Annotated in this window: 13 protein-coding genes and 1 pseudogene; 9 read left to right on the top strand and 5 right to left on the bottom strand. The window is 59.4% G+C overall.

Annotation, left to right across the window (positions count from 1 at the left end):
- Window positions 1–91: 91 nt before the first annotated feature.
- From RSO67_RS12485 to RSO67_RS12455, 7 genes and pseudogenes are all read left to right on the top strand, one after another.
- Window positions 92–1,607, top strand: a pseudogene (locus RSO67_RS12485) (amidase).
- Between the two features lie 35 nt (window positions 1,608–1,642).
- On the top strand, window positions 1,643–2,500 hold the full coding sequence (locus tag RSO67_RS12480) for a branched-chain amino acid ABC transporter permease (RefSeq protein ID WP_315843712.1): 858 nt from the start codon (window positions 1,643–1,645) through the stop codon (window positions 2,498–2,500).
- Window positions 2,501–2,504: 4 nt separating this feature from the next.
- Complete coding sequence (locus tag RSO67_RS12475; protein WP_315843711.1) at window positions 2,505–3,725, top strand: substrate-binding protein; 1,221 nt, start codon at window positions 2,505–2,507, stop codon at window positions 3,723–3,725.
- Window positions 3,726–3,796: 71 nt separating this feature from the next.
- On the top strand, window positions 3,797–4,828 hold the full coding sequence (locus RSO67_RS12470; protein ID WP_315843710.1) for a branched-chain amino acid ABC transporter permease: 1,032 nt from the start codon (window positions 3,797–3,799) through the stop codon (window positions 4,826–4,828).
- Between the two features lie 2 nt (window positions 4,829–4,830).
- Window positions 4,831–5,565: an ABC transporter ATP-binding protein gene (locus RSO67_RS12465; protein WP_315843709.1), complete on the top strand. Its 735-nt coding sequence runs from the start codon at window positions 4,831–4,833 to the stop codon at window positions 5,563–5,565.
- Entirely contained in the window at window positions 5,558–6,259 is a 702-nt protein-coding gene (locus tag RSO67_RS12460; protein WP_315843708.1) for an ABC transporter ATP-binding protein, read from the top strand. The genes RSO67_RS12465 and RSO67_RS12460 overlap by 8 nt, the downstream gene beginning before the upstream one ends.
- A 127-nt stretch (window positions 6,260–6,386) precedes the next feature.
- Window positions 6,387–7,547 (top strand): IS30 family transposase, encoded by a 1,161-nt coding sequence (locus RSO67_RS12455; RefSeq protein ID WP_315840826.1) that lies wholly within the window; start codon window positions 6,387–6,389, stop codon window positions 7,545–7,547.
- A gap of 112 nt (window positions 7,548–7,659) precedes the next feature.
- Here RSO67_RS12455 and RSO67_RS12450 read toward each other — a convergent pair whose 3' ends face one another.
- From RSO67_RS12450 to RSO67_RS12430, 5 genes are all read right to left on the bottom strand, one after another.
- On the bottom strand, window positions 7,660–8,202 hold the full coding sequence (locus tag RSO67_RS12450) for an N-acetyltransferase family protein (RefSeq protein WP_410001843.1): 543 nt from the start codon (window positions 8,200–8,202) through the stop codon (window positions 7,660–7,662).
- Between the two features lie 23 nt (window positions 8,203–8,225).
- Window positions 8,226–8,450 (bottom strand): hypothetical protein, encoded by a 225-nt coding sequence (locus tag RSO67_RS12445; RefSeq protein ID WP_315843707.1) that lies wholly within the window; start codon window positions 8,448–8,450, stop codon window positions 8,226–8,228.
- 79 nt (window positions 8,451–8,529) lie between these two features.
- The gene (locus RSO67_RS12440) at window positions 8,530–9,729 is read right to left on the bottom strand and encodes an acetate/propionate family kinase (RefSeq protein WP_315843706.1); all 1,200 of its coding nucleotides are present in this window, start codon (window positions 9,727–9,729) and stop codon (window positions 8,530–8,532) included.
- Window positions 9,730–9,738: 9 nt separating this feature from the next.
- Window positions 9,739–12,141 (bottom strand): phosphoketolase family protein, encoded by a 2,403-nt coding sequence (locus tag RSO67_RS12435; RefSeq protein WP_315843705.1) that lies wholly within the window; start codon window positions 12,139–12,141, stop codon window positions 9,739–9,741.
- A 76-nt stretch (window positions 12,142–12,217) separates the two neighbouring features.
- A complete protein-coding gene (locus RSO67_RS12430; protein ID WP_315843704.1) occupies window positions 12,218–12,616 on the bottom strand; it encodes a translational machinery protein in 399 nt (132 codons plus the stop codon).
- 438 nt (window positions 12,617–13,054) lie between these two features.
- On the opposite strand from RSO67_RS12430, the gene RSO67_RS12425 reads away from it, so the two are divergent.
- Window positions 13,055–14,188 carry an ABC transporter permease gene (locus RSO67_RS12425; RefSeq protein ID WP_315843703.1) on the top strand — a complete coding sequence of 378 codons (1,134 nt, stop codon included), beginning with the start codon at window positions 13,055–13,057 and terminating at the stop codon, window positions 14,186–14,188.
- Window positions 14,189–14,190: 2 nt separating this feature from the next.
- On the top strand, window positions 14,191–14,970 hold the full coding sequence (locus RSO67_RS12420; protein WP_315843702.1) for an ABC transporter ATP-binding protein: 780 nt from the start codon (window positions 14,191–14,193) through the stop codon (window positions 14,968–14,970).

Genomic DNA, 14,970 nt, shown 5'->3' with positions numbered 1-14,970 from the left:
CGCGAAAGGCGACACCGTCGTCGCCTTGACGGCGTGGGCATCCCGAAGAAATGCCGCGCCGGTTGCATCGTGGATATCAGGAGAAATCATCGTGGCCGTTTCACTTCCCACTCCCGATCAACTCCTCGCCGTCGCCGATCAGTGCGGCCTCGCGCTGTCCGATGAGGACGTCACCTCGTTCCGCGCGCTGATGCAGGGATCCGTCGATGCCTACAACGTCGTGGCGGCGATGCCCGACGAAGTGCCCGAAGTGAAATATCCGCGTACGCCTGGCTATCGGCCCGCGCCGGAAGAGAACACGCGCAACGCCTGGTATCGCAAGTCGGTGGTGAAAGGTGCGCCCAGCGGCAAGCTCAAGGGCAAGACCGTCGCGCTGAAGGACAACATCATGCTGGCCGGCGTGCCGATGATGAACGGCTCGTCCACGCTGGAAGGCTATGTGCCGGATTTCGACGCCACCATCGTCACACGCATGCTCGATGCCGGCGCCGAGATCATGGGCAAGGTGCATTGCGAGATCCTTCTGCATGTCCGGCGGCAGCCACACCAATTCGACGGGCAACGTGCATAACCCGCACAAGATGGGCTATTCCGCCGGCGGGTCGTCGTCCGGCAGTGCCGTTGTCGTGGCGCTTGGCGAAGTCGACATGGCAATCGGTGGCGATCAGGGCGGCTCCATCCGCATGCCGTCGTCCTTCTCGGGCACCTATGGCATGAAGCCGACCTGGGGCCTGGTGCCCTATACGGGCATCATGCCGATCGAGATATTCGTCGATCACACCGGTCCGATGACATCCAATGTCGCCGACAACGCGCTGCTGCTGGAAGTGCTTGCCGGCGATGACGGCTATGATCCGCGGATCAAGTCGCCGGAAGTGCCGGAATACACCAAGGCGCTCGGCGCCGGCGTCAAGGGCATGAAGATCGCCATCGTCAAGGAAGGTTTTGAGCAGCTCGGCGCCGAGGACGCGGTCAACCGCAGCGTCCGCGAAGCCGCCAGGCGCTTCGCCGATCTGGGCGCGACAGTGGAGACGATCTCGATCCCGATGCATCTCACCGCGGCGGCGGTGTGGACCCCGATCGGCACCGAAGGCATGACCCAGACCATGATGGTGGGCGACGGCTATGGCCTCAGCCGGTCGGATCTCTATTCGACCTCGCTGATGGATGCCCATCGCGGCTGGCGCGGGCAGGCGGATTCGCTGTCCGAAACCACGAAGCTGCTGCTGCTGTTCGGCACCTATATCAACAATAGTTTCGGACCGCGCTTCTACGGCAAGGCGCTGAACATCTCGCGTCGCGTCACGGCTGCCTATGACAAGGCGCTGGCGAGCTATGATCTGTTGCTAATGCCGACCACACCGATGAAGGCGACACCGCTGCCGGCGCCCGGCGCGCCGCGTGAAGAAGTCGTCGGCCGCGCCTTCGAGATGATCTCCAACACCTCGCCGTTCGATATCTCGCATCATCCGGCGATGTCGATTCCCTGCGGCATGGTCGATGGCCTGCCCGTCGGGTTGATGTTGGTCGGCAAGCATTTCGACGAGATGACCATCTATCGCGCGGCTCATGCCTTCGAGCAGTCCGCTGATTGGAAGACGATGTGAGGAATCCATGCAGAAGCGGGGATCGGTGATCGCGCATGGATAATCTGATCATGGCGATCTTCGAGATCGCCAGTTTCGGGGCGATCGTCGTGCTGGTCGTGCTGGGGCTGGGGATCATCGCCAGCATGATGGGCATCTTCAATTTCGCGCAGGGCGAGTTCGTTCTGCTCGGGGCCTATGTCACCTATATCGTCCATTCCGCCGGCGCGCCGGTGTGGCTGGGCATGATCGCCGCACCCTTTGTGGTTGGTGCTTTAGGTTTCGTACTGGAGCGGCTGATCGTCCGGCGCTTCTATGCTGCGCCGATCGTCGCCATGCTCGGTACCTATGCGCTCGGGCTGATCATTCGCGAGATCGTGCGCGGCCTGATCGGTGGGCTGTATCTCTCGGTACCGGAGCCCATCGGCGGCTCGGTGGCCATCGGCGGCATGCATTTCTCAACCTGGCGTCTGGTGATCATCGTGATCACCGCACTGGTAATGGCAGGGAGCTATCTGCTGCTGGCGCGCACCGCGTTCGGCCTGCGCATCCGCGCTTCGCTGGAGAACCCGGCGCTGGCGCGAGCCTCCGGCATTTCGACCAACGCAATCTATGGCGCAACCTTCGCCTTCGGCGCCGCGCTCGCAGGTCTGGCCGGCGCGCTGATCGTGCCGGTGTTCACGCTGTTCGCCGATCTCGGCATTCGCTTTCTGATTCAGGGCTTCGTCGCCGTCATGGTCGGCGGCATCGGCTCCTTTGCCGGACCGGTGGCTGGCGCCGGATTGATCGGCACGCTGAGCGCGGCGCTGCCCTGGGTCATCTCGCCCGTTATCGCCGATGTCGCCGTATTCGTGCTCGCCATCATCTTCATCAAATTCCGGCCGCAGGGCCTCGTTGCAGGAAAAGGGGTTTAGTCCGATGTCTCATGACGCCAACACTCTCAGCCGCCGCCGCTTTCTCGGCAATGCGGCGCTGTTCGGTACGGCCGTCGCCACCGGTGTCGGCAGCTGGGTCATCCCCGCTGGCTGGGCCAATGCGGCTGCCGGACCGATCAAGGTCGGTGTCGGTACCGATCTGACCGGGCCGATGGGCTATGCCGGCAATGCCGACGCCAATGTGGCCAGGATGGTGATCAAGGACATCAACGATGCCGGCGGTCTGCTTGGCCGGCCGCTGGAACTGTATATCGAGGACACTGCGTCCAATGAATCCGTCGCGGTCGGCAATGTCCGTAAGCTGATCCAGCGCGAAAAGGTTGATCTGGTCATCGGCGGCATCACCTCGTCGATGCGCAACGCCATCAAGGACGTCATCGTCTCCCGCGGCAAGACGCTCTATATCTATCCGCAGCTCTATGAAGGCAAGGAATGCACGCCCTATCTGTTCTGCACCGGGCCGACGCCGGCGCAGCAATGTGATGAATTCATCCCCTGGCTGATCAAGAATGGCGGCAAGAAGTTTGCGCTGCCCAGTGCCAATTATGTCTGGCCGCATACGCTGAACGTCTATGCCCGCAAGGTGATCGAGGCCAATGGCGGCGAGGTCGTGTTCGAGGAGTATTACCCGCTCGACCAGATCGATTTTTCGTCGACCGTGAACCGCATCATTTCGAACAAGGTCGATGTTGTCTTCAACACCGTCATTCCGCCAGGTGTCGGGCCGTTCTTCAAGCAGCTCTCTGAAGCGGGCTTCCTCAAGAATGGCGGGCGGCTCGCTTGCGTCTACTATGACGAGAACACGCTCAGCATCAATCAGCCGGCCGAGATCGAGGGCCTCGCAAGCTGCCTCGATTACTTCAAGGCGCTGACGCCGGAAGATCCGTTCAGTGCCAAGCTCCAGGCGGCCTACGAAAAACAGTTCCCGGGCAATTTCCTGTTCGCGGCTGGCAGTGCCGCGACCGGCACCTATCGCGGCCTGAAACTGTGGGAGGCGGCCGTCAAGGAAGCCGGCAGTGTCGATCGTGATGCAGTTGCCAAGGCGCTCGACCATGCCAAGATCGCCGAAGGCCCGGGCGGCCCGGCCGAGATGGTCCCCGGTCAGCGGCACTGCAAGATGAAAATGTACACGGCGGTGGCGAAGGGCGGAAAATATGAGGTCGTCGCGCGCAGCGCCGGTCTCGTCGATCCCAAGGAATGCTGAGCCGATAATCCGAACCTCGCGGGAGTGACCGATATCACTCCCGCTTCTCTTTCTCTCATGTCGGCGACCTAATGACCGAGACGACGCCACTCTCTGCCGTATCTCTGACGCGAGGCATCAGCGCATCGCGCCAATGGCGCGTGCTGCCGATGATCGAAATTGCGGTGCTGGTCATTGGCTTGCTGCTGCCGCTGGTGCTGCAGGACTATCTCACCGTCTATGCCACGCGCGTGCTGATCCTCTGCCTGTTCGCGCTGTCATTCGACCTGGTCTGGGGCTATGCCGGCATCATGAGTTTCGGCCAGGCCGTGTTTTTCGGCTCGGCCGGCTATGGCGTGGCGCTACTGGCGCGCGATCTCGGCATTACGTCCATCCTTCTCGTGCTGCCCGCTGGTCTTCTGATCGGCTTCGCCTTCGCGCTGCTGCTCGGCGGCTTTCTGCTGCTTGGTCGCCATCCCGCCAGCGTCATCTTCGTGGCGCTGGGCACGCTAACCGGCTCCTATGCCTGCGATCGTCTGGCGCGGGGCTGGTATTATCTCGGCGGTCAGAACGGCATTCCCTCGATCCCGCCGATGACAATCGGCAGCTATGAGTTCACAGAGGGGCCTTCCTATTACTACATGGCCATCGGCTTCCTGATCGTAGTCTATCTGCTCTGTCGTTTTTTAATGCGCTCGCAATTCGGCCTCGCGCTGGCCGGCCTGCGCGAGAACGAACAGCGCATCGCCTTCTTCGGCTACAAGGTGCAGCACCTCAAGGCGATCATCTTCTCGCTGAGCGGGGCTATCGCTGGGCTCGCCGGCAGTCTCTATGCGTTTCACGAAGGCTTCGTCTGGCCGAACATGCTGGGCGTCGTGATTTCCACCCAGGTGGTGCTCTATGTGTTGTTCGGCGGTTCCGGCACGCTGATCGGCGCCGTGATCGGCACGGTCGTCATCGAGGCCGTCAGCTTCTGGCTGTCGAACAGTTATCAGGACATCTGGCCGATCATCCTCGGCGTATTGCTGCTGCTGGTCATCCTGTTCCGGCCCGCAGGACTGGTCAGTCTGTTGTTGTCAGAGCGCGAGCGCGTCGGCAGCTTCGGCCGGCCGGGGAAGCGATAGTCATGGCGCTTCTCGAAGCAAAAGGCCTCATCAAGATCTTCGGCAAGCTCACGGCGCTGAACGGTGCCGATCTCACCATCGCTGCCAATGAATTCCATGGCCTGATTGGACCCAACGGCTCCGGCAAGAGCACGTTGATGAAATGTATCGCCGGCGCCGAGACACCGACGCAAGGCACGGTCACTTTCGGCGGTCACGATATCACGCAGGCTTCGCCAGCTGAGCGCGCCCGTGCCGGCATGAGCCTGAAATTCCAGATTACCAGCGTGCTGCCGGCGCTGACGCTCTACGACAACATCCTGCTGGCGCTGCAGGCACAGACATCGCTGCTCAACCTGGCGCTGTCGCGCACCCGCGGCGTGCTGCATGACAAGGTTATGGCGATGCTCGAACAGTTTCGTCTCGTCGATCGCGCCCACGAGCCGGCATCCGCGCTGTCGCACGGGCAGCAGCAATGGCTTGAGATCGCCATGGCGCTGGCGCCCGAGCCGAAGCTCCTGCTGCTCGATGAGCCGACCGGCGGCATGAGCCTGGAAGAACGCCGCGTCACCGGCGAATTGCTGCAGCCGATCAAGGCGCGCTGTTCGCTCGTCATCGTCGAGCACGATCTCGATTTCATCCGCGATATCTGCGACCGCCTCACGGTACTGGATCAGGGCCAGATCCTGCAGACCGGCTCGGTGCAGCATGTGCAGTCGTGCCCGAGGGTCCAGGAGGTCTATCTCCGCCGTGCCTGACGATAAATTCCTCGATATCCAGTCGCTGGATGCCGGTTACGGCCGCAGCCAGGTGCTGTTCGGCGTCACGCTCAGCGTGCCGTGGCGCGGCGGCGTCGCCATTCTCGGGCGCAACGGCGCCGGCAAGACCACGCTGATGAAGGCTGTTGTCGGCGAGTTGCCGGTGCTCGGCGGTGCGGTGAGCCTCGATGGCCGCGATGTCGGCAAACTCCCGACCGAGCAGCGCATTCGCCGCGGCGTCGGCTATGTCCCGCAGGAACATTCGGTGTTCGCCAAACTCTCGGTGCGGGACAATCTCGCCGTCGGCGCGCTGACCAATCGCGACAGTGGGGCAGTCAACCGCGTGCTGGAGATCTTCCCGAAGCTCGGCCAGCGGCTTGATCAGTTTGCCGGCACGCTGTCCGGCGGTGAGCGCAAGATGCTGGCGATCGGGCGCGCCATGCTGTCCGATCCCAAGATCTTGCTGCTGGATGAGCCGACTGAGGGCGTCTGGATCGGTGTCATCGAGGAAATCACCGAGCGCCTGATCCTGCTGGCGAAGGACATTGCCGTCGTCATCGTCGAGCAGCATCTCGATCTCGCGCTTCGGGTCGCGAGCCGCGCTTACGTGCTGGATCGCGGCCGGGTTGCGCTGACGGGTTCGGCCAGCGAAATTCGCGACGATCCGAGATTGTTGCAGTATTTGGCGCCTTAGAGCCAAGCGAGATCGGTGGCACGCGCCTTTGCAGCCTTTGCTTCAGGGTGAATAGTGTCCGCTTCTGGCAGTGGGCTCAATTGGTCGGTGCAACACTCTAATCTTGTAGCAAAGATGGAGTGCGGACATGAACCGGCGACAACGCATTAACTACTCGGCGGCGCAACGATCCGAGATCTGGGATCGTTGGCAAGCAGGCGAACCGATGAGTTCGATCGGACGCCGGTTTGACCGCGATTCCTCATTGGTATTCTCGATCATATCGCCGACTGGCGGTATCCGGCCGCCGGATCGGTGCCGTGCCAAGCGAGCGCTTAGTCTGTCTGAACGGGAGGAGATTTCTCGTTGGCTCAGCATGTGCCGCTCCTTGCGGTCGATCGCACGTCATTTGGGACGATCGGCTTCAACCATCAGCCGTGAAGTCCGACGCAATGGTGGGGCGGATCGCTATCGGGCAGCCCGGTCCGATCAGGCCGCCTGGGATCGATCGCGGCGACCCAAGCTCTGCAAGCTGGCTTGTCGTCCGTTCTTGAGGCGGACAGTATCGACCTTGTTGGGGAGGCACTGGTCGCCGGAACAGATTGCCGGCTGGCTGAAGCGGACGCACCCGGCGGAGCCCGAAAAGCAGGTGTCACACGAGACGATCTATCGCAGCCTGTTCATCCAGGCGCGCGGCGTCCTGAAAAAGGAGCTTCTTGAGCACCTGAGAGCAAAGCGTACGGTTCGTCGCTCCAGGCATGCGAGCATGAAACGGAACGGGCTCGGCCAGATCAAGAACGCCGTATCCATCAGTGAACGACCGCCTTCCGTCGATGATCGTGCGGTCCCTGGCCATTGGGAAGGCGATCTGATCGGTGGATCGAGGAATAGCTATATCGCAACGCTTGTTGAACGGCATTCGCGCTATGTGATGCTGATTAAAGTCGCGAACAAAGATACCGAAAGCGTTGTCTCGGCGTTGATCAAGCAATCGCGGCGGTTGCCCAGCGAACTTTACAGGTCCCTGACTTGGGACAGAGGTAAGGAGCTCGCCGACCATCAGCGACTGGCATTGGCCGCCGACGTCGATATCTATTTTTGTGACCCTCGCTCCCCATGGCAGCGCGGATCAAACGAGAACACCAACAGGTTGCTGCGCCAATATCTGCCGCGGGGCACCGATCTCTCCTTGCACAGCCAAGCCAGGCTCAGCGCCATTGCAAGGCAGCTCAATGAGCGACCACGGAAAACCTTGCTTTATCAGACGCCGGCTGAGAGGTTTGCCGAATGTGTTGCAGCGATCGGTTGAACTCACCGCGCAAAGCGGACAACGTCATAAAACGCTTCTGATCCGGAAGTCCGGCCTTACTGAGTGTTCGAGGTCGCCTTTCGGAATGCTGGATCCCAGGCGGTACATTTATTCAGAGGTTTAAAGTGACATCATAAATTCCGTGATCTTCTGTGTCTGCCATGACTTCGAAACCCAGCTCTCTGCACATTTGAAGCATGATCGTGTTTTCGCGCATGATTTGGCCAACGATCTGTTTAAGCCCTTCGGAGCGGGAATATTCAATAATCAACTGCATCAAAGCCCAACCGAGCCCTCTGCCTTTGAGGTCCGATTGAAGGAGGATGGCATATTCACCGGAAACGCCGTCATCTTTACGATGCATCCTGACGACGCCAAGCGGCTCCTGGCTCGCCTCATCGAACGCGATGAACGCCATGGCCCTAGCGTAATCAATCTGCGTCAAGCTTACGAGAAACGGGTGGGAGAATTCCTTGATGGCACCGAAGAAGCGAAGCCTGAGATCGCCCTTATTAACGCGGGAGAGAAGCGTCAGAACTAGAGGTTCATCCGCCGCCGTGATTGGCCGCGTAAAAATTCTCCAGTCAGAATTGAGAACGAGATGTCGCTCCCATTCGACCGGGTAAGGACGAGTTGATCCACCGACCGCGTTCATGTGTGTCTCGTGGCCTGATCCTATTAAAAACCGCCCTGCAGCTTGGCAGAGAGCACCTTCAGAATACCTTCGTAAGTGGTGATCATCTTCTTGTGCCAATCGATCGTCTCGGTCGTTATGTCCTGCCAATCGGCACCGTTGGCACGCTTGCCGATCTGCAGTTCGCCAGCTTCCATAGGCGACATGTGCTCGTGGCATTCGTCCAGAGCCTCCCTGATGCCATGTGCGTATGTTTCAAGATTTATCATGAGGACCTCGTTGGTTACATGGTACAGACGGGTAGCCCGTCGAATGTCTCTCGGTAGTTTGAAGCAGACGGTAGATCTCCTAGGCTGGATCAGAGATGCTATCAGCTAGGTTCCTTACGCAATAACGCGCGATGACCAACTCCTCGTTCGTCGGAATGATCCGGATTTCAACACTGCTATCCCAAGTGCTGATGCACGCGGATCCTGCATCGTTTGCGTCTGTATCGAGGGTGAGACCTAACCAGCTCATCCGCTCGCAAACGCGCCGGCGAATTTCCTGTGCGTGCTCGCCAACCCCGCCGGTAAAGATCAGACAATCCAGACCATGGAGACTGTTGACCATCATCGCCGACTCTCTGGCGATGGACGTCACGAACAGATCGATGGCTTCGGAGGCATGCGGGTCTTTACTGGCGAGCAGTGCTCGCATGTCGCCTGATAGTCCCGACACTCCAAGCAGCCCGGATTCTCGATAGAGCAGATTTTCGAGGTCGGTTGCCGACATTCCGAGCTCTTGCTGCAGATAGAGGAGCACGCCAGGATCAATGGCGCCGCAGCGGGTGGCCATCACGAGGCCGTCAAGTGGGGTAAAGCCCATCGTGGTGTCGATACTGGCACCGCCACGCATGGCGCATAGGCTGGCGCCGCTGCCCAGATGCGCAATAACGCACCGTTTTTCGGCGGCAGATGGTGAGAGTTCCTGGAGTCGTCCGGCAATGAACTCGAACGACAGTCCATGAAATCCATAGCGGCGGATGCCGGTGTCGTGGAGCTGGCGTGGAATGGCAAAGCGGGTGGCGGACGCGGGAAGTGAGTGGTGGAACGCCGTGTCGAAGCAGGCAATTTGGGGCAGTTCCGGGCGTTCGGTCATGATGGCACGTATCGGCGATAGACAGCGTGGCTGATGCACCGGCGCCATCGGTGTCAGCTTGGCAAGCTTATTGACGATCGATCCCGTCAATCGGACCGGCGCTGCGAAGGCCAGTCCGCCATGGACCACGCGATGACCAACTGCAATCAGATCATCACTGGCAAGATAGCCATCGACCCAGTTTAAAGCATCGAGCAGCAGTTCTTCTCCGTGTCCGTCTGCAACTTTGCGATGCTGATCATAGAGAACGGCACCGTCGGTCACTTTGATCGTCAGGCGCGGTTCGGCATCGTGTTCGTCCAGACTCCCACGGCAGAGCAATCTCGGCTCTCTATCCGATGCGATTTCGAATAGCGCAAGTTTGATGCTTGAAGAGCCGGAGTTCACGACAAGGACGGCATCTGGCATTGTTTGTCCTCAGTCGGCCGTGTGCTTGGTGAAGCGGTCTGGCCAGCTCCAATCGCGAATCTGCGGCATGTCTTCGCCATGGGCGCGCACATAAGTTGTGTGTTCAAGCAGCTTGTCGCGAAACTGCTGCTTGATCGCCGGTGCTGTGACGCCGAGGCGAGGAACACGTTCGATGACGTCGATGGCGAGATGGAAGCGGTCGAGCCGGTTCAGTACCACCATGTCGAACGGCGTAGTCGTCGTCCCTTCCTCCTCGAAGCCATGTACATGCATGCCGTCATGGTTGGCGCGGCTGTAGGTCAGGCGGTGGATAAGGTTGGGATAACCGTGAAAGGCGAAGATCACCGGCTTGTCCCGGGTGAACATGCCATCAAAGTCGCGGTCATCCAGTCCGTGCGGGTGCTGCGTCTTGGGTTGCAGCGTCATCAAATCGACGACGTTGACGACGCGGATCTTCAGGTCGGGTAGGGCTTGCCGAAGAAGGTCGACCGCGGCCATGGTTTCGAGGGTAGGCACGTCGCCACAACAGGCCATCACGACGTCTGGTTCGCTGCCCGTGTCTTCGGTGCCAGCCCAAGGCCAGATACCGATCCCAGCGTCGCAATGGGTCGCAGCTTCCTCAATGCCGAGCCATTGCGGCGAGGGTTGCTTGCCGGCAACGATGACGTTGATGCGGTCATACGTCCGAAGCACGTGATCAGTGATCCAGAGCAGTGTGTTGGCGTCCGGCGGGAAGTAGATCCGGACGATGTCGGCCTTCTTGTTAGCAACCAGGTCGACAAAGCCCGGATCCTGATGACTGAAGCCGTTGTGGTCCTGACGCCAGACATGGGATGTAAGGAGATAATTGAGAGAGGCAACGGGGCGTCGCCAGGGCAGCGCCCGGGACACTTTCAGCCATTTGGCATGCTGATTGAACATTGAATCGACGATGTGGATGAATGCCTCATAGCAGGACATCAGCCCGTGGCGTCCGGTCAGCAGATAGCCTTCCAGCCAGCCCTGACATAGATGCTCGCTAAGCACTTCCATCACCCGGCCGTCCTGGGCGAGATGGACATCGTACGGTTCGACGCCCTCCATCCAGACGCGCTCGGTCACGTCAAATACGGCGTCTAGCCGGTTCGACGCTGTTTCATCTGGACCCATGATGCGGAAGTTGCGCGCATCGGCGTTCAGCTTGATGACGTCGCGCAGGAACTGCCCCATCACGCGCGTTGCTTCGCCTTCTGTTCCGCCGGGATGGGGAACATCGATGGCATAGGCGCGGAAGTCAGGCAGCTTTAGCTCGCGCTTTAGCAAACCACCGTTGGCATGGGGATTCGCTCCCATGCGCCGGCGACCCTGCGGCGCCAGGGCCTGCAACTCAGGTAGCAGCCGGCCAGCTTTATCGAACAGATCGTCGATCCGGTAGCTGCGCATCCATTCTTCGAGCAGACTGAGATGTTCAGGATTGCCGCGCGGGTTGGCAATCGGCACCTGGTGAGCGCGCCAAAAACCCTCCACCTTCAAGCCGTCAACTTCCTTGGGTCCGGTCCAGCCCTTTGGACTGCGCATGACGATCATCGGCCATTTCGGCCGATCCACCGTTGCGCGACCGTCACGGGCCGAAGCCTGGATCGAACGAATCCTGTCAATCGCGCGCTCGAGCGTATGTGCCATCAGCGGGTGCATCATGGCGGGATCGCTGCCCTCGACGAACATCGGCTCATGACCGTAGCCATGAAACAGATGGCGTATTTCGTCGTCGCTCATCCGCCCCATCACGGTGGGACTGGCAATTTTGTAACCGTTGAGATGAAGAATGGGCAGTACCGCGCCGTCATGCTTCGGGCTCAAGAACTTGTTGGAGTGCCATGACGCGGCGAGGGGGCCGGTCTCCGCTTCGCCGTCTCCGACGACACAGGTGACGATCAGGTCGGGATTGTCGAAGGCCGCGCCGTAGGCGTGCACTAGCGCATAGCCGAGTTCGCCGCCTTCATGGATAGAACCGGGAGTTTCCGGAGCCGCATGACTAGGAATGCCTCCCGGAAACGAGAACTGTCGAAACAGTTTCTGCAGTCCGTCTTCGTCCCGGGTAATGTCCGGATAGACCTCGCTATAGGTGCCTTCCAGATATGTATTTGCGACCATGCCCGGGCCGCCATGGCCGGGGCCGCAGATATAGATCATGTCGAGGTCGTGGGCGCAAATAATGCGATTCAGATGCGCGTAGATGAAGTTTAGCCCAGGCGTGGTTCCCCAATGGCCGAGCAAGCGGGGCTTGATGTGGTCCTTGCGCAACGGCTCGCGCAGCAGGGCGTTGTCGAGCAGATATATCTGACCCACCGACAGGTAATTTGCGGCGCGCCAATAGCGATCAATCAATTGCACCTCGTCGGTGCTGAGGAAGGCCTCTCCATAGCGTGGCATATGCTGCACCTTGATCCAGTCGCTGCACGGCGGCAAATATCTTCCGCCAATATTCGCAATCGCTTTGTCGTAAATTTCAGCGGCTTGCGGGCGCGTCGCCGTGCAATATACCGATCTTGAAGTGTTTCTTGGCGTAAGCGACGATTTGACCATCGGTCGGATGGTCAGCGGCCTCGACGCCGACAATGCGGCTGCCGATGTGCGTGTGCTCTCGCAGATAGGTCGCCAGTTCGGTTTTCGCCTGCGCCGGACCAATGATCAGAATCTCACCGGCATCACTCACCGCGTCCGCCACGTCTTTCATCAGTCCCTTGTCTTCGTGGACGTGACCGCTTCCGATTTCGTTGGCCTTGTGATGAATGTGGCGTGTCTCGAATGTCGGATGGAGATCGAGTTGATCTGTCCCGGTGAGGCCGACATGGAATATCTTCGCTTCGCGATGGTCGATCCAAACGACCGCATGAAAATGATGCATCTTGTTTCCTTGTTTGCGATTTGCGCTCGCGTCTAACTTGCTCTTGCAGCGGTGTTATCTTCTGCAGAAGCGAGGTGCATGCTTGTTGTTGCGGAATATCGTCGCAGAACAGTACGGCAAACGGCGAGTGGCCATTTGACATACGTCAAACAGCTGTCACGTCAGAAACGTTTTAATTAAAGAAGACCACGAACACGCATCGATGATCGATTTCGATAGATCCAAACCGCCAGAGCGGCGGAAGTTCCGAATATAAGTTTCAGGCCGACGATAACGCTCGCTCCAGCAATCAGCGGAAGGAACTTCGTTGTATGATTTGAGGTGAATCCGTGTCACCCCACATGTGGCATCCGCTTGAACCCGCGCGCGTCGTCTGGCTGACGACGCTCGATGGCGCCTCCATTGGCCTCTTTGGCATCAGCGCAGGAGATCGTCGTGATGAATACACCTTTGCTCATTGCCAGGGCCAATGGCGATGCGCTGGAACTGTGCCCAACAGGAAGTTGGACCGTCGTCAATGCGGCAACTCTGGAGCAACTATCTGCCAGCATTGCGCCTCAGCTCGCGCGGGCACGGTCGGTAACCGTGAACATGTCCGGCGTCCGCGAGCTCGACACGTTGGGCGCTTGGCTTATCGAGCGAATATCGCGACATTTGGCCGGCGGCGGACAACGTGCGCACATTGTTGGTGCTGCAGAAGACTATATCGATCTGATCGAAGAATTGAGACAGGTCAATCGACGACGTAATCCGGGTCTCACCGAGCGTAAGTCCATCGCCGGCAGATTGGAAATGCTGGGTCGGGCGGCGCTGGCTGCAATTCTGGATCTGTCGGCTTTCCTTCAAATGCTCGGCGCGATTTGCCTGGCCGCTGTCGGTGTGCTTCGCCGCCCGAGATCGTTTCGGCTGACATCACTGGTTTACCAGATCTATCGGGTCGGCTGGCAGGCGCTTCCGATCGTGGTGCTGATTACATTTCTGATCGGCGCCATTATCGCGCAGCAAGGCATATTCCACTTCCGCAAGTTCGGCGCGGAGGCCTATGTGGTCGATATGGTCGGGATCCTGGTGTTGCGTGAACTGGGGGTTCTGATCGTTGCAATCATGGTCGCCGGAAGATCCGGAAGCGCCTACACCGCTGAACTGGGCTCCATGAAGATGCGCGAGGAGATTGATGCCCTATCGACGATGGGTCTTGATCCGGTCGATGTGCTGATCCTGCCTCGCGTCGTCGCGTTGATCGTCGCGTTACCGATCCTAGCCTTCGTAGGGGCGGTCGCGGCGCTTTACGGGGGAGGCCTCGTCGCATGGTTTTATGGGGGAATGTCGCCGGTAACATTCATAGCCCGGTTACATGAGGCGATTTCGGTGACGCATTTCGAAGTGGGTATCATCAAAGCGCCATTCATGGCGCTGGTGATCGGGATCGTCGCGTGTAGCGAGGGGCTTCGCGTGAAAGGTAGCGCTGAATCCCTAGGCAAACAAACAACGACATCTGTCGTGAAATCGATCTTCCTCGTCATCGTTCTCGACGGACTATTCGCCGTGTTTTTCGCATCGATAGGAATGTAGCGATGCAGGAGACAGGTACACATCTTGCCATTCATGTTGAGGACCTAGTTGTCGGTTTCGGCCGCCATATCGTCATCGATCATCTTTCACTCGATGTTCGACGGGGCGAAATCCTGGGGTTGGTCGGTGCCTCCGGTGGCGGGAAGTCCGTGCTGATGCGGACTGTGATTGGTTTGATTGAGCGGCAAAGCGGAAAGATCGAGGTGATGGGGAGCGATATCGGTCTGACGCCCGCGCGCCGGGCAAAGGGTGTCGCTGCAAAATGGGGAGTGCTGTTTCAGCAGGGGGCGCTGTTTTCGTCACTCACGGCATTGCAGAACGTTGAGTTTCCGCTTCGTGAAAATGCAACGCTCTCGGACGAACTCATGGCCGAGATTGCGAATGCCAAGCTTGAAATGGTGGGTCTCGCACCTGAGGACGGTGCCAAGTTTCCGTCGGAGCTTTCCGGCGGCATGACAAAGCGAGTCGCGCTTGCACGCGCATTGGCGCTGGATCCGGCCATTGTCTTTCTCGATGAACCGACTTCCGGCCTTGATCCTATCGCAGCTGGCGATTTCGACACGCTGATCAAGACGTTGCAGAAGACCCTGGGACTGACGGTCTTCATGGTCACGCACGATCTCGCCAGTCTGAACACCGTTTGTGATCGCGTTGCGGCCCTGGCTGATGGAAAAATCGTCACGATCGGACCGATGAGCGAGCTGCTTCGATCCGAGCATCCATGGGTTAAGGCTTATTTCCATGGCAAGCGCTCCCTCATGCTCCAACCAAAGGCGATCTGA

The organism is Tardiphaga sp. 709, from assembly GCF_032401055.1.
Lineage (GTDB): Bacteria > Pseudomonadota > Alphaproteobacteria > Rhizobiales > Xanthobacteraceae > Tardiphaga.
This window is presented reverse-complemented; position numbering and strand designations above follow the sequence as displayed.